The organism is Sporomusa rhizae, from assembly GCF_041428845.1.
GTDB lineage: Bacteria > Bacillota > Negativicutes > Sporomusales > Sporomusaceae > Sporomusa > Sporomusa rhizae.
This window is the reverse complement of sequence record NZ_CP156925.1, coordinates 2,362,850-2,386,229: the sequence shown is the minus strand read 5'-3', so window position 1 is coordinate 2,386,229 and position 23,380 is coordinate 2,362,850. Positions and strand designations below refer to the sequence as shown.

Here is a 23,380-nt window from a genome sequence, read left to right as displayed (position 1 = left end):
TCTCTATCTCGTTGTATTACCCACGCCTGTTATCACATCAAAGAGTGGGGATACGACCGAAATTACGATAAACCCAATTACTACTCCTAATAAGCCTACAATAAGAGGCTCAATTACACTGCCTAGCCTATTTACCATATCATCAACATCACTCTCATAAAAATCAGCCACTTTTTCTAACATCATATCCATAGTTCCACATTCTTCACCGATAGCCACCATCTGAACAAGCATTGGTGAAAATATTTTACCCGCACCTAACGTAGCAGCTAAGCCTATCCCTTCTTTTACACTTGCCTGGGACTTCGTCAGTGCATCCATCAGGCTAAGATTTCCTATTGTCTTTTTGACAACCTCAAGGGCAGTTATTATAGGCACACCGCCGTGGATTAGAGTACTAAAAGTACGACTGAATCTGGCAATTGCCACTTTTCTAGCCAATGAGCCAATAAGAGGCAAAACAAGAATGGTTTGGTCAACAACCAGCCGAATGCTAGGTTTAGTAAGCGCTACTCTCACCACGATTAACAGCACGCCAACAGCAATCATTACGATTGACCAATATGCTGATAAAAAACCGCTAAGGGCCAGCAGCATTTTTGTTGTCCAAGGAACTTCTACATTCATTGCTGCAAACAAATCCATAAAAGTGGGCATTACAAAAGAAATAATGAAACCTACTGCTAATATCGCCATACAAATAACGATTATCGGGTAAGTCATGGCGGATTTAACTTTTTCGTTCAGCTTATGTTCCTTTTCAAAGTGAATAGCAAGCCTATCCAGAACATCATCTAGCACACCACCTACTTCCCCTGCTTCAATCATATTAACCATAATAGCAGGAAATACTCGTGGGTGTTCAGCAAGAGCCTGCGAAAATGTTTCTCCCTCATTTACCTTTTTGTATACGCTTAGTATAGCGGCTTTAAGACGGGAGTTACTGGTCTGTTCAATCAATACGTTTAGGGCGGCAATTAAAGGCACACCTGCACTAATCATGGTTACAAAAAGGCGGCAGATTACAGCCAAGTCTTTACTATTGACGGGATGTAAGCTGTACCTCAGGCTCCCGAGTAAACCGTCAGCACTACTCTGTTCTTTTATTTGTAAGACAAAACAGCCTTTTCCCCGAATGTGCAACGCTACTGCGGTTTCGTTGTCAGCCAAGATGCTTCCTGTCAACAGCTGTCCCGCCCGGTCTTTTGCTTTATAAAAATAAGTATTTGCCATTTCTTTCTCCCAATGTCAACCATTGACTAGGTGACTGAAGATCTCCGGATTAACGGAATGTTCTAGTGCTGTTTCATAGGATATAATACCTTGCCGATAAAGGTCGCGTAAGGAAAATTCCATAGACTGCATTCCCAATTTACTCCCGGTCTGGATGACAGAAGCGATCTGATGGGTTTTACCTTCTCGGATTAAATTACGTATTGCCGGTGTTGCAACAAGCGTTTCTAAGGCAACTACCCTTCCCCCGCCAACACGGCGTGGTAGCAACTGCTGGGAAATAATTCCCTGCAGCGTTAAGGACAACTGCACCCGAATTTGCTGCTGCTGGCGGGATGGAAATACGTCAATGATCCGGTCAATCGTTTGAGCAGCGTCGCAGGTATGTAGAGTAGCGAATACCAAGTGTCCAGTTTCTGCGGCTGTTACTGCAACGCCAATTGTCTCCGCGTCTCTCATTTCGCCGACCATAATAACATCTGGATCTTCGCGCAGTGCCGCTCGTAGAGCGCTGGCAAAGGATTTGCTGTCTGTCGGTATTTCCCGTTGGCTGACAATACAAGTACGGTGGCTATGCAGGTATTCAATAGGCTCTTCTAGTGTCAGCACGTGAGCTGCACGCTCACTATTGATTAAATCAACCATGGCTGCTAGTGTTGTAGATTTTCCGCTGCCGGTCGGACCAGTAACAAGTACCAGGCCGCGAGGCATACGAGCCAAAGATTTTATTACCTCAGGCATACCCAACTCATCAAGATTGGGAATGCGGTTATTTACCACCCTAATAGCAATAGCTATTGAACCTCGTTGATAATAGGCATTTATCCGGAACCGGCCGATTCCGGCAATTTCAAAGGGAAAATCCAGTTCACCATTATTATGAAAACTCTGTTGCTGGTCGTTCGAAGTTATCGCCCGAAACAGAGCCAGCATATCTTGTCCGGTAAGGGATAAACCGTCTATTCGGACTAGACTGCCATTCAGTCTAAATACTGGCGACACACCCGCGATAAGATGCACATCCGAAGCTTTTTGAGCTATAGCTTGCTGCAATAGAGTTTTAATCATAATATTTCCTCACTAGACTATTATAAGCTGGTATAAGACACCCGCATAACTTCATCGATTGTTGTAATGCCGTTCAATACTTTTTTTATTCCGTCTTCCCGCATTGATACCATTCCTTCCCTGGTCGCAGCAACTGCTATTTCACCGGCAGATGCCCGTTCATTTATTAAGCGGCGGATTGGGAGACTGATAGGCATAACTTCATGAATACCTATCCTGCCTCGGTAGCCGGTAAAAGCACAATTGGCACACCCAGTTCCTTTATACACTTTGATTGGCTGATCGGTAGTAACACCTAAAAACAGCCGCTCTAGCGAAGTCTCTGATGGCGTACAGGCCTTTTTACATTCAGGACAAATAACCCGAACAAGCCGTTGGGCAATGACGCCTAACACGGAAGATGCCACTAAAAACGACTCAATTCCCATATCTACTAATCTGGTTATAGCCCCAGCTGCATCGTTAGTATGCAGGGTACTTAATACCAGGTGTCCGGTCATAGCTGCTCTTATAGCAATATCAGCAGTTTCACCGTCACGAATTTCGCCTATCATTACAATATTAGGATCTTGTCGAAGAATAGACCGTAGCCCTGAAGCAAAAGTCAAACCGGCTTTGGGATTAACCTGCACTTGATTAATACCCTCCAGGCGATATTCCACCGGGTCTTCAATCGTGATGGTGTTTTTTTCAATGGTATTAACATTTGATAATGTTGAATAAAGAGTTGTTGTTTTGCCGGAGCCTGTTGGACCGCTAATTAAGATCATACCGTAGGCTTGTGAATACAAATGGCGGTAACGTGTAAGGTTGGTTTCGCCAAAACCCAGTTTGTTGATATCTAAGATAACAGCCTTTTTATCGAGAATTCTCAGGACTACTTTTTCCCCTAATATTGTCGGCAGCGTGGAAACTCGAATATCAATTTGGCGACCTTGTTCAACAACATTAATTCGTCCTTCTTGTGGCAGCCGCTTTTCGGAAATATCCATATCCCCCATAATCTTGATACGCGATACTATGGCCGCATGAACATCCCGCGTAAAAGAAGCTACCTCCCGAAGTACACCGTCTATCCGAAACCGGACCCGTAACATTTTATCCTGTGGTTCAACATGTATATCGCTTGCCCATTCACGAACCGCTTGGCTAATAAGAGAGTTGACTATACCAATTATTGGCGCATCATCCGTTGTTTGAACCGGTGAAATCGCATTTACTTCCTCCGGCTTAAGTTTGTTGACTGCTTTTTCAACAAGTTCGTTAACTCCATACAAGTGGCTTATGGCCCGCATTATTTCTGATTCAGCTGCAATAACCGGTTCAATTTCGCAGCCTGATACCATCCGTGCATCATCAATAGCAAAGAAGTTCATTGGATCAGCCATTGCTAAAGTAAGTTTTTGATCTGTTTTTTGTACAGGAATTAACTGATAACGTTCAGCCAAAGATGCCGGAATAACAGCCGCCATGTCTTTGTCAATACTGAAATTAATCAAATCAATATGAGGTATGCCAAGCTGAAATTCCATTATCTGAACTATATTGCTTTCGGTAATGAGACCAAGACTAATTAAGACCTTATCTAGGCGCTCACCATTCTGTTTTTGAATAATTAATGCTTTTTTAAGCTGGTCTGGAGTAAGAAGCTTAGCTTGAATAAGTAAATCTCCTAACTTTTTATAATCATGTAGCATTGCTTTTATCTCCATTTGTTAATAAAAAAGCAACCGGCAATAGCAAAATATAACATATTTTGCCAGATGATCGGTTGCATTTCGTGCTAATTAGAGCGGTAGAATTATTATAAAAAATATTCTGCGTGAAAACGAAAAAATCCTGCTAAAAAAACAGGATTTTACTAATTTTTTGCTAATTTTTGGTTATTAATGTCTTAAGGCCCCTATAGAACGCTTGTTTCATAACTGCCCGGGGAGCATTACAGCCTGTCCACAGCGAAAACGCCAGCGCCCCTTGTTCAATGAGCATATCCTTGCCGCCTACTGCAATATGTCCCCGCCTTGCCGCTTCCACCATAAATTTTGTTGTAAGGGGATTATAAATCAAATCCGAAATAACTGCTGACGGCTTTAGCAAATCCCACGTTATTGGTGGCTGTTGTGATATATTGGGATACATACCTAAAGGTGTAGTATTAACGATAATATCAGCTTGGGACAAGGTATCTATGAATTCAGGAGCATCCCAGGCAATACCCCTAACCAGTACGTTACTTACTTTAAACAAATTAGCAGCATCGCCTGCTTGAGCGTTTTGCCGCGCACCTATAGTTACCTCGCCAATTTGTGCGGTTATAAGGCCTGCCACTACTGCCCTAGCCGCACCACCTGCCCCAAGAATAACGGCCTTTCTGCCTGTTATCTCAACACCAGCCAAATGTAGTGCACTCATATATCCCGCGGCATCGGTGTTATACCCTATTAAACGGCCTTCTTTAATGACTATGGTGTTGACCGCACCAACCAACCTGGCACTGGTATCGATTTCATCCAAATAACTCATTATTGTCACTTTGTGGGGTATAGTAACATTTGCACCAACAAATCCCAGTGCTTTTATTCCCTCAACCGCTTGTAACAATAATTCAGGTTGTACAGGCAAAGGTAAATATACATAATTTAAATCGCTGGCAGCAAAAGCAGCGTTCTGCATAACCGGCGACAGCGAATGCCCAAGAGGCCAGCCGAGCAAACCGACCTTTTGCGTTTTGGCTGTTATATTCATAATCAAACTCCTACATACAAGTCTGGCCTGCGATCATTGAAGGAGGGCATGACTTGGCGGGATTCAGCCACTTTTTGAAGATCAACATCGCCGTAAATAATAGCTTCGGATTCTCCACCCTCAGCAACTACTTCTCCATCAGGGCTAACCAGTAATGAATGTCCGTAGAAGGGACTGCCTTTATGTTCGCCAACACAGTTAACAGCACAAACGTACATGTGGTTTTCTATTGCGCGGGCTTGAACCAAGGTCCGCCAATGACTCCCTCGAGCTGCCGGCCATTCCGCAGGTACAAAAACAATCTGAGATCCTCCCAAAGCCAAAGAACGAAATAGCTCAGGAAAGCGCAAATCGTAACAAATCCCCAAACCAACAGTCGCTTCATCGAGCACAAACTGGCAGAGCTTATTTCCTGCCGCAAAAAATCTTTCTTCACCGTACATACTAAATAAATGTACTTTCTGATAACTGGCGACAACGTTACCATATCTATCTAATACTATAGCACAATTATAAATGTTATCATTTGATTTGACCGGTATGGAACCAGCGATAATATTAGCCTTTTGGTTAGTGGCAATTCCCGCCAAAGTTGTAAGTAACTGGCCATCCATTGTTTCAGCAGCTTCTGCCACACTTTTTAGGGCATAACCAATTGTCCAAATCTCCGGTAGCACAATAGTATCGGCGTTTAGTGCCGCTTCGTTAATCAGTGTAAGGCCTCGTTCTTTATTTCCTGCAACATCGCCAGCTGTTACCTTCATTTGCACCATTGCAATTTTCATGTGTCTATAACCGTCCTGTCGCTTTTAGTAAGTGTATCGCTAGTTTTTCAAATTGGCGAGTAATTTTTGTACCAATAAACTCTTTAGTTGCCATGGGTTTAACCCAAATCGTATACATACCCAAGCGATTACCGCCTAAAATATCGGTAAACAATTGGTCACCAACTACAGCGACTCTGTCAGGAGTTAATTTCATTGCTGTTGCAGCCTTCCTAAAACCATTCCGTGATGGTTTTAGTGCCCTAGCGACAAAAGGAATACCACACTGTCCAGCAATCTGCCTTACCCGGCCTTTTCCATTATTCGATACCAAACACAACTTGAACCCTTGACTGGCCAGATTTTTAATCCACACTAATACCTCTGGGCACAAATCCGGACTGTCCCAAGGAATGATGGTATTGTCCAGATCAAAGACTATGCCCATAATCCCCTGTTGCTTGAGTTGTAATAGATTAAGGTCATACAAAGTATTGACAGACAAATTAGGTGCTAATAGTTTTAGCAATTTTCCCCTCCGTAACCAATACTATATATATAGTTTACCAGAAATTATAACATGGTAAACGAAAAAACAAAAGAGATTGCCATGCACAAACATAACAATCTCCTGTTTTCCTCTATTTAGGCGGATTGCTATCCACCGACAAGGTTTTTCCTAACTTGTTAATAGCATGTTTCTCAATTCTACTAACGTAACTCCGTGAAATCCCCAGTATTTTGGCAATATCGCGCTGAGTTTTGCGACTGCCATCAGGAATACCAAACCGCATTTCAAGAACCCATTTTTCACGCGCAGTCAGACGATGAATTTCGCGGGTGAGGCGCTCCTGTTCGCATAAGCTTTCCACGGCTTCACCAACAACATCAGGAGCTGTACCAAGTACATCGATCAAAGTAATTTCATTTCCTTCTTTATCAACTCCAATCGGGTCATACAGACTCACCTCTGTCCGAATGCGACGGGTACTTCTCAGATGCATAAGGATTTCGTTTTCAATACATCTAGCCGCATACGTAGCCAATCTAATTTTTTTGGCTGGATCAAATGTGTTAATGGCTTTGATAAGACCGATTGTGCCAATGGAAATTAGGTCATCAACATCCTCACCGGTATTATCAAACTTTTTTACAATATGCGCTACCAATCTCAGATTCCGTTCGATTAATACGTTGCGTGCGTCTTCATCCCCATTCTTTAACCGCTGTAAATAAACATGTTCATCCTTTTCTGACAGCGGCAGAGGAAATGTATTATTCGCTATATAGGAAACAAGCAGGGTGATGCCTTTAATTACTGAAGCTGCCAACACCGTAATAAACGAAAGAGTCATTCAGTCATCCACCCCCGAAAAATCTGTCGGTAAATTCTATGGGGCAGACAAACTGAATGTGCCTGGCAGAAAAAAATATTTATTTCCTTAACCTTGCACAAGTAGCACAAGTGGCATATAATCCAAGTAGGAAAGAGATGCTAATCCGTCAGGAGCGTGATTTGCGTGGATCGTTACATTGCCGATATTGGCATATTTTTTGCTGGTACTCTGGTAGTACTGTATATGATATGGGACAGATTATTCCCAGAAGAATGAAAAACAAATAGGCGAAATTGCTTTTGAGCTGTTCTAAAGATTAGTGACCTAATCTTTGCCAACGTCAACTGCAATTTCGCCTTTTTTTATTTACCAACTGACTGTGTACATGCCGGTATATTCTCTACTATTATCATGTTGATAGCCTCGGCAATCGCTTCGCCAATCGCATTACTTAGTTTCATCACCTTGGATAACGGTGTACTTTGGAGATCAAGGTAACCAATCTGGCTCTGCGCATTAACCACACCAATTACAGAAATATCACCAACCGTAGGCAGCCTATTGCCAACAGCAATACCAGCGGCCAGCCCCCCCTGCCAAACTTCAACGTTGCCGATTTCATAACTTTTACCCAAGCAAGCATCAATGGCAATTATAACCGGATGATGATGCCGGTTATTAATAATATTTAACGTTTCAATAAAATTCCCGGCATGAACAGGATGTTCCAGCGTACCATAAACATAGCATTCGGTGTGTTCCTCAAGATGAGTTCCAATAAGCGGCCCCAAGGCATCACCGGTATAACGGTCAGAACCAATACATAGTGCTATTAACGGTCTTAGGTGTAAACCTTCCTGATGCTTTAAAAGCATCATTAGATGTTCATAGAGCTGTTTATGAATGTTGGTGTCATGCAGATTAACGGTAAGCTTGTTCAGTACATGTTTTGCCATTATCTCTCTCCTCTTAGCTTCCTCATTAATCTGTATGCACCTCCTGTCCAGTTTATGTTTAATATTAGCTAGCCAACTAACGGCAACTCCTGATACTGGGGCATTTTTACCGCTGCCGCCAAGGCTTGTGTAACAAATTCAATATGTTCTTTCAGATCAACCTGCAAAGCTTCTGCACTGGTTGATATCGTTTCACGGTTAACAGCACGGGCAAAGGCTTTGTCTTTGAATTTTTTCATTACAGATTTGACTTCCAGATTATCCAGACTCTTATCTGGACGAACCAAAGCGCAAGCAATGATAAAACCGGTAAGTTCGTCGACAGCTAGTAAGGTTCCCTGTAATCGCGTACGTTCCTGCTGCCAATCCCGGGCATGAGCTTCAACATCTGTGGCAAACTGACTATCATAACCGGCGGCAGTAAGAATTTCCCTCGCATGATTAGGATGATCATCCGGATATTTTTCAAAATCAACATCATGAAGTAATCCTACCGCACCCCAATACTCAACCTCTTCACCAAATTTCGCGGCATAAGCCCGCATTGCAATTTCAACCGCTAGGCAATGCTTTAACAATACTTCGCTTTTTACATGCTGAAGCAAAACTTTCCAAGCTTGATCTCTGTTATAATTCATGATAGACCTCCTTGTTATGTATATTGTCAAAATCTATTATACCATGTAAAAGTTACTATTTACTGTACATCTGCGTCGGTATCGTCCGTTTGTAGATAAATGTAAGTCGATGTACAATGTTCATCACTATATATAATAGAATTGCTGTAATAATTATAGATCCGCCAGGAGCAATATCCAAGTAAAAGGCCGTTGTCAGACCACTGACAACCGACAGAATGGCCAAGACTAACGCCCAGCCTAACGTTGCCTTAAAACCTTTTCCTAACTGCTCGGCAGCTGCTACTGGCACAATCATAAGCGCACTAACCATAAGAATCCCAACTACCATCATACCACTGACTACGGAAATAGCAGTAACTATACTTAAGGCCATGCTGACAGTGCTTGTAGCAATACCGGCGACTTTAGCCAGTTCTTCATCAAAGGAAACTAGCAAAAGTCTGTTAAAATTACTGCAAACAAAGGCTATAACAATAGCGCCACAGCCACTTATGACTAATACATCTTGCCAAGAAACGGTCAGTATGCTGCCAAACAGGAATCCCAGTAAACCAGCGCTAGGAATACGAGTAATTGTACTAAAAATAATAGCTAACGCTATCCCTGCATAGAAGAAAATTGCCAGTGCAGTATCGGCCATTTGCGTTCGTTGCCGGCGCACTACTTCAATACCCGCCGCCCCTGCGATGGTTATGGCGAAAGCGCCTACTGCCGGATAAATACCAAGCAAATACCCCCCGGTCACTCCGGCAAAAGCAATATGTCCTAATCCATCACCAATAAGCGACTGCCGCCGAACTACCACAAACATGCCTAACAGCGGACAGATAACTGCCGTTATTAGTCCGGCGATAAGGGCTCTTTGCATAAAATCATATTGAAACATTTCAAAAATCGGCATATGAATCTCCTTATTCCTTATCCGGTGTATGTTGAATAATACCATAAATGCTGCATAGTTGCATGATTGGTACGAAACTGTTCACTGCTGCCAAAAAAACATAAACTATGGTTGATGCACGCCACCTTAGACGCAAAGCGGGTGGCATTTTCAATATCGTGTGATACCATTACGATAGTAATGCCCAAGGTATTATTAAGCTGCGATAGCAATTCATAAATTTTGGCACTAGCAGCATAATCGACACCACTTGTCGGTTCGTCCAATAATAACAACTGCGGGTTTCCCGCCAAAGCCCTTGCAACCATAACCCGCTGCTGCTGACCGCCGGATAATTCCCCGATACGGCGGCCATGCAATTCTTGGGCTCCCACTAGCTCCAGCATATGGGTGACTATATGTTTAGCTCCTTTATTCTTTACTGCCCCCTGTACATTGACAAGCCCTAACGCAACTATCTCTTCCACCGTAGCCGGAAATGCTGCCGTATTCTGTGCATAATGCTGTGGTACATAACCGATAATTCCCTGTTTAGCTGCCTGTCGTACATCTTTGTGATCTATTAGCACCTGACCGGAAATCGGCTCAATAAGTCCGGCTATTATCTTAAGCATTGTGCTTTTACCCGCACCGTTAGGACCTACTGCTACTACAAACTCACCTTGATTCACTGAAAATGTTATATTGCTTAATACCAATTCAGTGTTATAACGAAAAGAAATATCTTGTAATTTAACTTCAGCCATAACATTACTCCTTAACAATTACAATGGCGGCACACGCCGAATAATTGCAGATTGTGTCGCACTAGCTCATATCCGTGCGTTTTCAATACAGAAATTAGATGGGGATCAACGGGGCAATAATCAATGCATTGCGTCTGTCCGCATTTTACACAGACAATATGATGGTGATGACTCGTATACACTAGTTCATACCTAACCCCTTCTTTCCCCATAGCATTTATGGGAATTAATGCTCCTAAATCAACTAGCACATGAAGGTTTCGATAAACAGTATCTAAACTTACATCCTTATACTGTATCCGAAGTCTCTCCCAAATTTCAAAGGCTGATAGAGGTTCTTCTGACTCAACCAGTTGCTCAACTAAAGCTTGCCTCTGACCTGTTATGCGATAACCTTTTTCTTTTAGACGGTTTACCACTATAATGGTACCCGCTGCATTGATTGCAGTCATTTTCGCTCCCCTATTCTCTAGTTACTACTTAGAGCTAATTTAAGATTGGCCAAATTTTCCCGCATTAACGTTAGATAGTCTTTACCTTGTTTAATTTCATCAGGAGTCAAAGAATCAATAGGATGTAATAAAAGTACTTTGGCACCGGCTTCTTTAGCTAATGTTTCAGCTACTTTAGGACTAACAATGGATTCGGCAAATAGGTATGTAACTTGCCGTTCTCGGCACATCCGCACAATATCGGCCATCTTCTCCGGTGTTGGTTCAGCATCTGGTGATATGCCCATAATTGCAACCTGCTCCAAATTATAGCGGGAGCCAAGGTAACCAAATGCTGCATGACTAGTAACAATAATCCTCTTTTGAACTGTTTTTAGGCCATCTTGATATTCGCTATGAAGCTTCTGTAACTGTTCATTATATTTAGTCGCATTATCTCGATAGTATACTGCGTTAGCAGGGTCTGCCGCCGCAAGCGCTTCGGCAATGGTATTTACTTCCTTCTGCGCAAGTACAGGATCAAGCCAAACATGCGGATCTACTTCCTGATGCTTTTCAGGTTCCTGTTTTTCATTAGCATTATGCTTGTGCTCTTCCGCCGGGTCATGATCGTGCGTATGAGCTGTACCCTCTCTTAGTTCAATATCTTTACTTACTTCTACTGCTGTTGTATTGCCAAGTACATCTTTAGCCGTTACTTTACTTAGCCAATGTTCTAAATTAGCCCCATGATAAAAAAACAATTTAGAATTTTTAACCTGAACTAAGTCTTTAGCCGATGGTTCCCATTCATGCGGTTCTGCCCCGGCTGGTACCAACATAGTTACTTCAACTTTATCGCCGCCTACCTGCCGGACAAATTCATATACCGGATAAACACTAGCCAAGACTTTAATTTTAGGTTGCTGTGGAGAATTATCGCCCGGTGCAACAGTTTTTTGACCGCAGCCTGCAATCAAGGTAAGCCCGGCAATAAGCAGTACAGTTAAAAATACTTTTACTCTCATCATACACCTCTCATTTTATTAATAGGAATATTCTTATTAAATGGTAGCAGTTGTTTGTTTTTTTGTCAATAAATCCCACGAAGTTAATAGGATTATTCTTAATAAAAGTAAAATAATTAGCGGCAAAAATATTGCCGCTAAAATTATTGCCACTATTTTACTCATTTATACCAAAATCAGCTTCACTATATTTGACGACCCGAGCATATAACCCACCTTTACTAAGTAATTCCTGGTGAGTACCTGTCTCAACAATTCTGCCACCAGCTAAATATATTACCTGATCGGAAGCCATGATTGTTGACATCCTATGGGTAATTATAAAAGTTGTTCGTCCCATACTGGCTTGCCGAATAGCTGCCATAACCTGCTTCTCCGTATGAGCGTCCAAAGCAGCTGTCGGTTCATCTAGCAGTAAAATAGATGGTTCCGCAATGATCGCGCGGGCGATCGCAATCCGTTGCCGCTGGCCACCTGACAAATTTCCGCCTAATTCACCGACAACAGTATTATAGCCTTGTGGTAGCTCCATAATGAACGCATGAGCATTGGCCTTGCGAGCCGCCTGTTCAATTTGGCTTGAAGTAGCAGCAAGGTTGCCAAAGCGGATGTTTTCCAAAATAGTTGTATTAAATAAGACAGGCTCTTGCTGAATAAAGCCTATATGTTGCCGCAAATCCTTAATTTTTATGTCTTTAATATTTACGCCATCTAAATAAATAGCTCCCTGAGTGGGATCATAAAATCGTAAAAGCAGATTTGCAAATGAAGATTTACCAGCACCACTTGGCCCTACAATTGCAATAATCTCCCCAGGTTTAGCCGAAATGCTGATTGCTTCCAATACAGGCTTACCTGTTCGGTAAGCAAACGACACATCTTTAAATTCGACAACCCCCTGTGCTTTAGACATATCCAGATAACCATCGGCAACAGATGGAGTTTGTTCATTAAGCAAATTGTTAATACGATTCCAAGCTACTATTCCAAACTTTAAAAATGTCATCGCCTGACTGATCTTACGAACAGGCATAGGGACATTGATAATATAAACTAAAAAAGCAAACATCCCGCCGATACTCAAATCGCCATTAATAACTTCCCGCCCGCCATACCAAACAATTATCGTCAAACCAATAGCAGCAAGGAATTCTACCAAGGGAACAAGTATCGCGCTCAAACGCTGGGCTTTCAGCAAATCCCCCGCAGCCTGTTGAATTTTGTCACTAAATTTTCGATACTCATAATCTTCACGAACATAACTTTGCACAATCATTACCGATACCAAAGATTGTTGAATAATTGACGTTACCTTAGCCAAAGTATGTTCAACAAGCGCCCCCATCCTGCCAATTTTACTATTAAAAAAGCTGATAGCGACAATAATAAAAGGCAAGGTTGCGAATGTTACCATGGCCAATTTCCAATCAAAATAAATCATAATTGCCATGATGGCCAGTAGGTTTAGCGACTCGACAATGATATCCGGTATACCCACAGTTACCGCCTGTTGAATCAACAACAAGTCATTAGTAAACAATGAAATCAAATCACCGGAGGGCATTTTCATAAAATAAGCATAGTCGAGTGACTGTAATTTGGTGAACATGTCTTCCCGTAGCTTAGCCAACATCTGGTTACCAGCCTTAGCCATACGGTAACCGTAGAAATAGGAAAATAAGCCGCGGATTAGATACAATATTACTATCCCGGCAATAATAATATGCAAAAATGTGATGTTGCCGCCAGACAGCGCATCATCAATTAGCAGCTTTACGACTAACGGCGCTGCTAAGCCAGCTATACTTGCAATGATAAAACACACTATCGCCGTCGTGGCCTGCAGCCAGTAGGGCATTATAAATTTGCGCCAGTAAAAAGTAAACATAATAAATTCTCCACCATAATAACACTTAACTTACATAGTATGTACCAATTACTTTATTTAAATACCAGCATTTTTTAAAAAATCCTGCCAAACATACCCCTAATCAAAAAAATAAAAATGGGAAGGCTGACAACGCCTTCCCTTTTGTTCCTTTACATCACACGACGGGCGCCAACGTAACGCGGACCCCAATAGCTACTGTTCATACTGTCAATAGCTACACCGCGGCTGGACGTAGCACTGATAAATCTACCATCACCAAGGTAGATACCGCTGTGAGATGCTCCTGAAGCATAAGTGCTAAAAAACACTAAATCTCCAGGCTGGAGACGATTGTAAGATACATATCGTCCGACTTCAAACTGCTCATCAGCCATACGCGGCAGGTAAATACCACTCTGAGCAAATACATAACGGGTAAAGCCGGAACAGTCAAAACCACCGGGACTCGTCCCACCGAATACATAAGGTACACCAGTGTAGCGCATGGAAGTCTGAACAACACGCCGTATCGAAGCCGTTGAAGAATCACGGCTGACCGGAATATCCCTTCCCATTAGAGCACGATAAGTTTGCGCCCCTACTACACCATCAGCGTCTAGACCACGAGCCGCCTGAAAAGCCTTAACAGCACTAGCTGTTAATTCGCCAAAATCACCATCAGCTGATCCTGCGTTAAAGCCTAGACTATTTAGCTGGGCTTGAATGGCGACTACATCGGCTCCCTGGTCACCGACCTCATATGTACCGGAAGCATGGGCAAAAGTAGCGGTCCCAAAAAAGAGACAAAAAGCGACAACAAACCCGAAAAACTTTCCCAATACATTTCTCCTCTCGCTGGCCTCCGAGGTTAGCTGACGGGTTAGGGTTGCAGGCACCCTACGTAAGAAGCATAACACTTCTTACGTTTCACCCCATAAAATGGTTCCCCCGTTCCTGAGCTGGATTCGGCTTTCTACAATGCTCTTTATTCTTATATTCGTCTAAAAACTAAAAATTCCTGCCCAAAATCGTGTTTTTTTTACATTTATTAGGGTAATTGTTTTTATTAGCAAAGAATTTTCATTGATTATGTTTTTCTGTCTGCTGACCAAGTTCAGCGCGCAGCCAATATAAAGGACGTTGTTTTACTTCTTCAAATATTCTTCCGACATATTCGCCAATAATGCCGATTCCTGCTAATTGCAGTCCGCCTAAAAGCGAAATACTGGCAGTTATTGTTGCCCAGCCAGGAACAGCTTCGTCGGTAAACAATCTAATATATATTACATGCAATGTCAGAACGATACTGCCGAGTCCTAACGCTATACCTATGTAAAACGCAAATCTAAGCGGCGTTTTTGAATAGGCCGTAATACCATCTAAAGCAAAGTGCAGCATCTTTCGTAAGGAAAATTTAGATTTTCCGGCAAATCGCTTGGGAGCAACAAATTCGATATACGTTTGGCGATACCCGATTGCACTAATCATGCCCCTAATAAACCTTGCACGTTCCCGGAACCGCCGGAAGCTTTTCACCACCTGTTTATCAAGCAGTCTAAAGTCAGAACCGCCCTCAGTAACCCGTATATTTGACACCGCATTCATTAGTTTATAGAACATACCTGAGGTAAAGCTCTTAAACCAAGATACCCCTTCTGTATTAACCCGTATTGTTTGGACTACCTGAAAGCCATTATTCCATTGGGCAAGTAATTGCGGTAACATTTCGGGCGGATGCTGCATATCGCCATCCATAGTAATTACTGCATCCCCATCGGCATGGTCTAAGCCACAGGACAAAGCCACTTGATGACCGAAGTTTCGAGCTAAAATCAAGGCCCTCACCCGGTTATCAGAATTTACTAACCGTTCAAGGATAAGAGGAGTAGCATCACTCGATCCGTCATCGATGAAGATAAGCTCAAAATAATAAGGCTGCTGCTCCATATGTTTAATAACTTCCTGATAAAAGTTGTCGATATTATCTTGTTCATTAAATACTGGTACAACAATAGAAATTAGTTTTTTAGGTAACGGCATACCGCTCCCCCTCCTTGTCACCAATATATTATTACATCACCTGCCCATAATTGCAATTAAATCTTTAGCCAAGATTTAATACATTTAGCACCCAAACCGTCCTTGGCCAGTTAGCAGGATATCTCCTATAAACCGCGAAATTATTTTAGGAAAGGAGTGTCTGCCTTGGATAAACTAGAAGCTAAAATCCGCGCCGGTATCCGGCTTACCCGTAACGACGGCTTAACTTTACTTGCTTCTAATGACATAGGTTGGCTTGGATATCTCGCCGATATAGCAAGACAGCGTATCAGTGGCAATTATGTCTATTTTAATGTTAACCGCCATATAAATTTGACTAATGTTTGCACTGCCAAATGTAAGTTTTGTGCATTTGGTTGTGATAGCGACAGTGCTCATGCTTATGCCATGACCAAAGAACAGGTGTTAACTGTAGCGGCAAAGGCAGCTGAAGACAAACGTCTTGCCGAACTTCACATAGTTAGCGGCTTGCACCCTGACTGGCCTTTTGAATACTATGTGGATATAATTAGCGCCCTGCATACTGCTTTACCGCATATTCATCTTAAGGCATTTACTTGTGTTGAGATATGCTATTTCGCTAAGATTTCCGGTCAAAGCATAACCGGTGTACTCCAGAGGCTTAAGGCGGCTGGCTTAGGTTCTATGCCTGGCGGCGGTGCCGAAATTCTTAGTGATAGAGTACGCCGGGAAGTATGTCCCAATAAAGCTAGTGCCGCTGAATGGCTTGATGCGGCTCGCGTTGCACATAAGCTAGACATCCGCACGAACGCTAGTATACTGTACGGCCATATTGAAACACCAGAGGAAAGAATTGATCATCTACTCGCTCTTCGCACTCTGCAAGACGAAACAAAAGGCTTCCAAACCTTTATCGGACTTCCCTTTCATCCTGCTAACACCAGATTGTCTGAATCAATTAGCCGGGTTCCGGCTTGGGAAGATCTAAAAATGGTAGCAATCGCTAGATTAATGCTGGATAATTTTAATAATATCAAAGCATATTGGGTTATGTTAAACCCTCAGATTGCTCAACTTGCCCTTGGTTTTGGTGCTAACGACATCGACGGCACTGTCAGCGAAGAAAAAATCAGCCACGCAGCCGGAGCTAAAACCAGCCAGCTCTTAAGTACCGAAACAATCTTGACCTTAATTCGTCAGGCCGGACGTATACCTGTTGAGCGCGATTCACTATATAATATTATTAACATTTATGAGTAGTATTTATTAATAACTAAAGCCTGCATTGTCAATGAACAATGCAGGCTTTAGTACGTTTAACTTGTTTTATTACCTAATATCCTGCCGCAAAATAACAGCATCATGCAAATAAACATGTTTAATCTCTTGCTGCCTAACATCAGTATTCCAGAGAATCAATACCCGAACACACAAGGGAAGTGCTTCTGGGCATTCTATTTCTTGTGTCCCGAATAAGGGTACCTGGACCCACCCTAACCTTCTTGCACCGGCAGCGGGAAAAGTGGCATTTAGGTCAGGTGTCGAACTAAATATCACCGCACCAATATCTTCGATATCTATTGTGTTCTCACTCGTCATTGCCGTAAGAAGCTCGGCCACGCGTTCAAATATTTCTTCACGGTTATTGGCTGTAACGGTTGTCGCGCCACGAACACCACGCAACATCTAATGACCACTCCTAGAAAGTATTAGCAAAAGCTTCTGGTAAACATTATACGCGAAAAACCGCGAATTTCCTATAATTATTTAGTTGGTTATTTCAATATGCTTTTATGGTTTGTTGCAACGGCAGGAATTACATATGTGGCATTTCCACCAACCACACTCAGGACATACACTATTCGACTGATTAAGTTCAACATATTGCCCTTGTTCATACTCTTTCCAACAGAAAATTGATCCCGCTACTTTCTTTAATTTAACAGCCCTAGTATCTACCCATAGCTTTTGGTCAAAGACAGTAATTAATAATTCCTGACATTTTTTTTCGGGGTTATAACGATGATCTTCGGCAGGAAATACCTCCGGTTCATCTTTTAGGGTCAGAATAACATACAGGACACTGTACTTCACAGCCCCACCTCCGCATTTACCCGTTGACTAAACTTCAGATTGGCTAACTCCGACTTCCCTCCAAAGTTAAGTCTACTTCGTAATACCTATGTCTGCGGCAAGCGGTTTATACCCCCATGAACGTAAAACTTCAAGAGTCTTGTTCACAACTTTAAAAGTACATGGTTTTACTGCTTCACTAAGCTCAAGTCCAACATCAATGACAGCAGGTTGGACACCTAAGACGACAACCTCCTGTATCGGCTGCCCCACTAGTTCAATTGCAGTTAAAACATCCTGTATACCTATTTCATGCATTGATACCTTATGTTTAAAATAAGTTTTAACTTCTTCATTAGCAAAATGATAAAAATCTCCCGCACTGCCGCCGCCGTTTACAGCATCAATGATAAGCAGCCGGGTTGCTCCTGTAATAAATCGAAGCAATTCCATTCCCAGCGTGCCGCCATCCAAAATTTCAACGTTGTCCGGGAACGTATAGCGTCGGGCGAGCTCTTCTACCACCCGGACGCCAAAACCTTCATCTTGCATTAAGATATTACCGACACCTAAGACAACAACTTTATCCACTATCGCAGCTCCTGTTTTGCCGTACTTTTAGGACTCACTATGTCCCCCAAATCTTCGGGTTCTTCCTCCATATATTTGACTCCAGAGAACATAGAAGAAATTTCGCCGCCTTTTTCTACAAAGTCAGCTCTGATTGCCATATAAACATGCACAATGACAAATAGCATAATAAACCAAGCAACAAAGTGATGGATGATATGTACAACATATTCATTTACCAACCAGTTGTTGAACGGCCCAAAGACCTTGGCCAAAAAACGATTTGGCTCAATCATGTAATACATAGCAAACCCGGTTATTATCATAATGATAAACATTAAATAAACAGACAAATACCCCGACCTAGCCAACGAGTTTCTCAAATATGGTCGATGCGCTCCGCGCATAAACATATAATGCATTTGCGTATCCATTATTCCTGTCCAGTACAGTTTTGTCCAGGGCCTGGGCAATAACCTGTCACCAGGATTGATGATAAAACCATATATTCGGGGAATAAAAGAAGCAACAAGCACATATCCGGCTATAAAATGAATATATCTTATCACTTCCATTGACATTACGTTATTGACAGCAAAAGTAGGATCAATACCTTGGGTTCCCAGAAAAAATGGATTGCCAATATATAGCCCGGTAAAAAACAGGATAAACGTGCATATTACCATAATCCAATGGAAAATACGCAACCATGGGCTAAAAAGATAATATGATTTCATGGCTCCCTGACGCATACCAGTCATCCTCCTTTTGCAGGTTACAAATACGGATCTGTACGAACAACAGACAACTCCTTACCCTGACCGTCATACAGGTGAGTTGCACAAGCCAAACACGGATCAAAAGAGTGTACCACCCGTAGGATTTCCAGAGGCTTTTCAGCAATTTTTACTTTAGTTTCAATCATGCTGGATTCATAGGCACCATAACCGGCATTGGTATCACGAGGACAAGCATTCCACGTAGACGGAACTATCGCTTGATAGTTGTCGATTTTGCCATTCTTTATTGTTACCCAGTGGCTAAGACCGCCCCGTGGAGCCTCATGCAGACCGACCCCTCTGGCTTCTTTTGGCCAGTTTGCTTGATCCCAGGTATTTGTATTGGCTACTGTCGTATCCCCAGCTTTAATGTTATTTATTAGCTTATCCAGAAAATATTTATTAATATAAGCATTCAACTGCGCATCTAAGCCGCGTACTGCTGTCCGTCCAACGGTTGTAGGCATCCATTTTTCCGGAGGCATATTGAGTAATTTAGATACAGCCTCAATCTGGTCAACCATAAATTTTTCCGCCCATGTTGGCTGTTGGAGAAAGCCTTTCTTAACTTTGGTGTAAACAATAATATATTTAGCTAATGGCCCAACTTCAACCATCTTGCCATTCCATTTAGGCGTCTTAATCCAAGAATATTTGCCAGCCTCATCAAGATATTTCCAAGCTGTCTTGGTTCCTTCCTTAGGGCCTGTATACTGAGGACTGGTAATACCGCTCCAAGGATGCAAGTCTTTACTGGCTTCAGGGTAATTATACCAAGCGTGTTCTACACCTTCAGCTAATACAGCAGGGTCACTTAAGTCTTTACCCTCTAACGGATAAAAAGCAGCCCTGTCAACCCCTTCTCCGAAGTTTTCTACAACACCATTTGACCGTACAAGTAAATTATTGAAATAATCTCCATTGGAAATACCACTGTAACGTTCCTCAGGGAAATCACCAAAAGATAGCACACGTTTTCCGGCTAAACCACCGCCATCCACATGACCTGCTTTGATAAATAAGTCGCCAATAACAAGTACGTCAGGAATATAAAAGCTATTTACTAAATCTATAGCCAAATCCACTGATGTACCAACAAGAGCCAAGCGCTCAGTATTAACAGAGGCATTCATGTCATTCATCGAGATAGAACAAGGCATCCCGCCGACAATGTAATGAGGGTGCGGATTTTTGCCGCCAAAAACAAGATGTGAGGTTACCAGATCCCGCTGGCGATCAAGCATATTTAAGTAATGAGCTACCGCCATAAGATGAGCTTCTGGCGGTAAAATGCTGTAATCGGGATGATCCCAGTACTGAGCAGCAAAAATACCTAACTGTCCGCTTTCAACGATATTTTTTATTTTGTTTTGAATTTCTCTAAAATAAGCAGTTGTAGCCTTCGGAAAATCTTTGGCATAGGCATTTGTATCAAAAGCAATTGGCCCCTCAAACTTGAGGCTATATTTTTCTAATACTGTATTTTGCAGTGCTGCTGTAGCTGCCGGATCAGCCTTAAGCGCTGCGACCGGACTAACCCAGTCTAGTGCATGCAAGTGGTAAAAATGCACGATATGGTCGTGAATCATCTGCGAAGCAGCAATTATATTACGCATATAATTAGCATTTTTAGGAATTTGGATACCGAGAGCATCTTCTACCGCCCGCAAACAGGCCAGAGCATGCACAGTTGTGCAAACGCCGCAAATTCTTTGGGCAAACAGCCAGGCATCCCGTGGGTCACGTCCTTTTAGCACTAGTTCAATACCCCGCCAGGCTGTGCCGCTTGATAATGCGTCTTCAACTTTGCCGGTAGCCTCGTTAACCTTTATTTCAACCCGTAGGTGGCCTTCTATCCGATTTATCGGGTCAACTACAATACGTTTCATTTAGGGCTGCCTCCTCATCTCTATTCGCCGTCCTGCCCGCGATCTGGCTCTACTTCCGCATTTCCTTCCCGCGATTTCAGTTTCTTAGATTCATGAATTTTATGCTGGACAATCGAAGCCACGCCATGAGCCACTACTCCGGCGGTAGTCACGCCAGCTAAAACAGCGCCGATTTTGTCCGCATTAGCAATAGTATTAGGCACAGGTATATTAGGCAAACGTTCATAGAAAGGATCATTATCCCAGAAATTATTTGCAGCACAAGCCACACAAGGTGCACCTGACTGAATCGGATAACTCATGCCATTCCACCAACGCATATTCCCGCAGGAATTATAGGCTTCCGGCCCCCGACAGCCAACTTTATACAGGCACCAGCCCGCCTTACTACCGATATCATCAAATTTTTCCACAAACATACCTGAATCAAAAAAAGGTCGCCGGTAGCAAGTATCATGTATCCTGTTGCCAAAAAACTGTTTGGGGCGCCCTTGGTTATCCACAGGCGGCAACTGCCCGAACAAAACATAATGCATAATAGTTCCTGTTAATACTTCTGGAATAGGCGGACAACCAGGAACTTTCACAATTGGCTTCCCGCTGATAACTTCGCTAACAGCAACAGATTTCGTCGGATTTGGTCTGGCAGCTTGAATGCCTCCCCAGGCAGCGCATGAACCGACTTCAATAATAAAGGCAGCATCTTTGGCAAACTCTTTTAGCGTCTGAATAATTGGTTTTCCGCCGACCATGCAGTAAATACCGTCTTCAGCAACGGGAACGGCTCCTTCAAACATCAAAATATACTGACCCTGATATTTTTTTCGGGTTTCTTCAGCATGGTGCTCTAACTGTTCACCAGCAGCAGCGCCCAGCACTTCCATATCTTCCAGAGAAATCATATTTAGAATCATATCGGATGCCAGTGGACTTTGGGACCTAATAAATGCTTCGTCACAACCGGTGCATTCATGGCCATGCAGCCAGATGACCGGGACAAGCGGTTTTTTCTCGGCTGCTTCAATGACCTGAGGAATAAGTTCTGTCGACAACCCCATCATGCTTGTTAAGGCAACACAGGCTTTAAGGAAATCCCGTCTACCAATTTTCTTTTTCTGAAATAAATCCCATAGGGTATCCCGTTTTTTCATAGTCACCCTCCTTAAACATAATTTTCGCACCTGTTTTTGCTTTATTAGATTTCCATTCTAGAAAGCATTCATGTATAAATAGCAAGAGCTATTATACCGGTAAAAAGAAGTGGCTGAATAGAAAAAGATCATTGCGTTTTTATTCACATAATTTATTGGGAGCCTAGACGCAGCACTCGTTTAAATCTACTATCTACAACCCCGGTCACACCAGGGTTCTTCAGCTAAGTAATCTCCATCAGAATAATAGTACGCTCTAGCCCGGCAACCACCACACACAGAATCAAATCCACACGAACCACAACCACCTTTGAGTGGTTCATGCCGCAGCTTTTTAAATACTGTACTCTCTTGCCATAAAGTATCAAAGGACGTCTCCCTGACATTTCCTACCTTTAGCGGTAAGTACGGGCAAGGTTGAACATCACCGTTAGGCAATATGACACAATAAGAAGTACCTGCGAGACATCCCCGAGTATAACGCATAGGTACACCACGCTCTTTGGCGATACGCATAAACTGGGGAGCACATGTCGGCTTTAGTTCAATAGAAGTTGTTGCCTGCTTATCCAGAATTCGTGTCAAGAGAGCCTCATACTGAGCCGTTTTAAGTGTTGTCTCTTCAATGTCCTTGCCTCTGCCGGCTGGCACCAGGAAAAAGATGTGATGGGCAACAGCGCCCAGTTCAACAGCTAGATCGGTAATCTCGGTGATTTCGCTTTCGTTCGACGTAGTTACCGTCGTGTGAATTTGGAAGGGTAAACCGGCTTCACGGCATGCTTTAATGCCTGCCATTGTCTGGTCCCAACCGCCGGGAACACCCCGGAAAGTATCATGAGACTCAGGGTTTCGACTGTCGACACTAATTCCTGCACACATTAAACCGGCAGACTTAAGCCTTGCAGGAACATCCCCTGTAAGCAATATACCATTTGTCCCTAAAACCGGCCTAAGACCAACAGTCGCAGCATGAGTAATAAGTTCATAGATATCAGTGCGTAGCATCGGCTCGCCGCCGCTTAAGATCATAATCTTAAAACCGGCTTTGGCTATTTCACCAAGCAGTTTTTTACCTTCACTGGTACTTAATTCATCCCTTCTCTTAGCACCGGCATCCCGGTAACAATGCACACAATTAATATTACACTGCTGAGTGGTGTTCCATGAAATTATCAT

Annotated in this window: 24 protein-coding genes and 1 riboswitch; of the genes, 1 reads left to right on the top strand and 23 read right to left on the bottom strand. The window is 42.7% G+C overall.

What is annotated here, in order from left to right; translation table 11 throughout:
- Window positions 1-3 precede the first annotated feature (3 nt).
- The 16 genes from SRRS_RS10915 to SRRS_RS10840 form a co-directional block, all read right to left on the bottom strand.
- Entirely contained in the window at window positions 4-1,233 is a 1,230-nt protein-coding gene (locus SRRS_RS10915) for a type II secretion system F family protein (RefSeq protein ID WP_371368730.1), read from the bottom strand.
- A 15-nt stretch (window positions 1,234-1,248) separates the two neighbouring features.
- Window positions 1,249-2,301: a type IV pilus twitching motility protein PilT gene (locus SRRS_RS10910; RefSeq protein WP_371368728.1), complete on the bottom strand. Its 1,053-nt coding sequence runs from the start codon at window positions 2,299-2,301 to the stop codon at window positions 1,249-1,251.
- A 20-nt stretch (window positions 2,302-2,321) separates the two neighbouring features.
- On the bottom strand, window positions 2,322-3,998 hold the full coding sequence (locus tag SRRS_RS10905; RefSeq protein ID WP_371368727.1) for a GspE/PulE family protein: 1,677 nt from the start codon (window positions 3,996-3,998) through the stop codon (window positions 2,322-2,324).
- Window positions 3,999-4,173: 175 nt separating this feature from the next.
- On the bottom strand, window positions 4,174-5,046 hold the full coding sequence (locus SRRS_RS10900; protein ID WP_371368725.1) for a shikimate dehydrogenase: 873 nt from the start codon (window positions 5,044-5,046) through the stop codon (window positions 4,174-4,176).
- 2 nt (window positions 5,047-5,048) lie between these two features.
- Window positions 5,049-5,831, bottom strand: coding sequence for a carbon-nitrogen family hydrolase (locus tag SRRS_RS10895; protein ID WP_371368723.1), 783 nt, complete (start codon window positions 5,829-5,831; stop codon window positions 5,049-5,051).
- A gap of 4 nt (window positions 5,832-5,835) precedes the next feature.
- On the bottom strand, window positions 5,836-6,339 hold the full coding sequence (locus SRRS_RS10890; protein WP_371368722.1) for a YqeG family HAD IIIA-type phosphatase: 504 nt from the start codon (window positions 6,337-6,339) through the stop codon (window positions 5,836-5,838).
- 112 nt (window positions 6,340-6,451) lie between these two features.
- Window positions 6,452-7,165 carry an RNA polymerase sporulation sigma factor SigK gene (gene sigK, locus SRRS_RS10885; protein WP_371368720.1) on the bottom strand — a complete coding sequence of 238 codons (714 nt, stop codon included), beginning with the start codon at window positions 7,163-7,165 and terminating at the stop codon, window positions 6,452-6,454.
- 344 nt (window positions 7,166-7,509) lie between these two features.
- The gene (gene yyaC / locus SRRS_RS10880; RefSeq protein WP_371368719.1) at window positions 7,510-8,103 is read right to left on the bottom strand and encodes a spore protease YyaC; all 594 of its coding nucleotides are present in this window, start codon (window positions 8,101-8,103) and stop codon (window positions 7,510-7,512) included.
- Window positions 8,104-8,171: 68 nt separating this feature from the next.
- Window positions 8,172-8,741, bottom strand: a complete 570-nt coding sequence (locus SRRS_RS10875; RefSeq protein WP_371368717.1) for an HD domain-containing protein — start codon at window positions 8,739-8,741, stop codon at window positions 8,172-8,174.
- Window positions 8,742-8,796: 55 nt separating this feature from the next.
- Complete coding sequence (locus SRRS_RS10870; protein WP_371368715.1) at window positions 8,797-9,645, bottom strand: metal ABC transporter permease; 849 nt, start codon at window positions 9,643-9,645, stop codon at window positions 8,797-8,799.
- Between the two features lie 17 nt (window positions 9,646-9,662).
- Window positions 9,663-10,391: a metal ABC transporter ATP-binding protein gene (locus SRRS_RS10865; RefSeq protein ID WP_371368713.1), complete on the bottom strand. Its 729-nt coding sequence runs from the start codon at window positions 10,389-10,391 to the stop codon at window positions 9,663-9,665.
- A gap of 11 nt (window positions 10,392-10,402) precedes the next feature.
- Window positions 10,403-10,843: a Fur family transcriptional regulator gene (locus SRRS_RS10860; protein WP_371368711.1), complete on the bottom strand. Its 441-nt coding sequence runs from the start codon at window positions 10,841-10,843 to the stop codon at window positions 10,403-10,405.
- Window positions 10,844-10,860: 17 nt separating this feature from the next.
- Window positions 10,861-11,853 (bottom strand): metal ABC transporter solute-binding protein, Zn/Mn family, encoded by a 993-nt coding sequence (locus tag SRRS_RS10855; protein WP_371368709.1) that lies wholly within the window; start codon window positions 11,851-11,853, stop codon window positions 10,861-10,863.
- Between the two features lie 154 nt (window positions 11,854-12,007).
- Window positions 12,008-13,738 carry an ABC transporter ATP-binding protein gene (locus tag SRRS_RS10850; RefSeq protein ID WP_371368707.1) on the bottom strand — a complete coding sequence of 577 codons (1,731 nt, stop codon included), beginning with the start codon at window positions 13,736-13,738 and terminating at the stop codon, window positions 12,008-12,010.
- 152 nt (window positions 13,739-13,890) lie between these two features.
- A complete protein-coding gene (locus SRRS_RS10845) occupies window positions 13,891-14,559 on the bottom strand; it encodes a C40 family peptidase (RefSeq protein WP_371368706.1) in 669 nt (222 codons plus the stop codon).
- A 3-nt stretch (window positions 14,560-14,562) separates the two neighbouring features.
- Window positions 14,563-14,701: riboswitch (cyclic di-AMP (ydaO/yuaA leader) on the bottom strand.
- A gap of 99 nt (window positions 14,702-14,800) precedes the next feature.
- Window positions 14,801-15,760: a glycosyltransferase family 2 protein gene (locus SRRS_RS10840; RefSeq protein ID WP_371368704.1), complete on the bottom strand. Its 960-nt coding sequence runs from the start codon at window positions 15,758-15,760 to the stop codon at window positions 14,801-14,803.
- Window positions 15,761-15,925: 165 nt separating this feature from the next.
- Here SRRS_RS10840 and mqnE point away from each other — a divergent pair, with 165 nt between their 5' ends.
- On the top strand, window positions 15,926-17,002 hold the full coding sequence (gene mqnE, locus SRRS_RS10835; protein ID WP_371368702.1) for an aminofutalosine synthase MqnE: 1,077 nt from the start codon (window positions 15,926-15,928) through the stop codon (window positions 17,000-17,002).
- 69 nt (window positions 17,003-17,071) lie between these two features.
- On the opposite strand, the gene aroH is transcribed toward mqnE, so the two are convergent.
- From aroH to nirJ2, 7 genes are all read right to left on the bottom strand, one after another.
- Window positions 17,072-17,428, bottom strand: coding sequence for a chorismate mutase (gene aroH / locus SRRS_RS10830; protein ID WP_371368700.1), 357 nt, complete (start codon window positions 17,426-17,428; stop codon window positions 17,072-17,074).
- Between the two features lie 105 nt (window positions 17,429-17,533).
- Window positions 17,534-17,836, bottom strand: coding sequence for a hypothetical protein (locus tag SRRS_RS10825; RefSeq protein ID WP_371368698.1), 303 nt, complete (start codon window positions 17,834-17,836; stop codon window positions 17,534-17,536).
- Between the two features lie 72 nt (window positions 17,837-17,908).
- Window positions 17,909-18,406, bottom strand: a complete 498-nt coding sequence (locus tag SRRS_RS10820) for a HyaD/HybD family hydrogenase maturation endopeptidase (protein ID WP_371368697.1) — start codon at window positions 18,404-18,406, stop codon at window positions 17,909-17,911.
- Window positions 18,406-19,137 carry a Ni/Fe-hydrogenase, b-type cytochrome subunit gene (gene cybH / locus SRRS_RS10815; protein ID WP_371368695.1) on the bottom strand — a complete coding sequence of 244 codons (732 nt, stop codon included), beginning with the start codon at window positions 19,135-19,137 and terminating at the stop codon, window positions 18,406-18,408. The genes SRRS_RS10820 and cybH overlap by 1 nt, the downstream gene beginning before the upstream one ends.
- 23 nt (window positions 19,138-19,160) lie before the next feature.
- A complete protein-coding gene (locus SRRS_RS10810) occupies window positions 19,161-21,053 on the bottom strand; it encodes a nickel-dependent hydrogenase large subunit (protein WP_371368693.1) in 1,893 nt (630 codons plus the stop codon).
- A 20-nt stretch (window positions 21,054-21,073) separates the two neighbouring features.
- Window positions 21,074-22,204: a hydrogenase small subunit gene (locus tag SRRS_RS10805; RefSeq protein WP_371368691.1), complete on the bottom strand. Its 1,131-nt coding sequence runs from the start codon at window positions 22,202-22,204 to the stop codon at window positions 21,074-21,076.
- Window positions 22,205-22,393: 189 nt separating this feature from the next.
- Window positions 22,394-23,380 carry a putative heme d1 biosynthesis radical SAM protein NirJ2 gene (gene nirJ2 / locus SRRS_RS10800; RefSeq protein WP_371368689.1) on the bottom strand — a complete coding sequence of 329 codons (987 nt, stop codon included), beginning with the start codon at window positions 23,378-23,380 and terminating at the stop codon, window positions 22,394-22,396.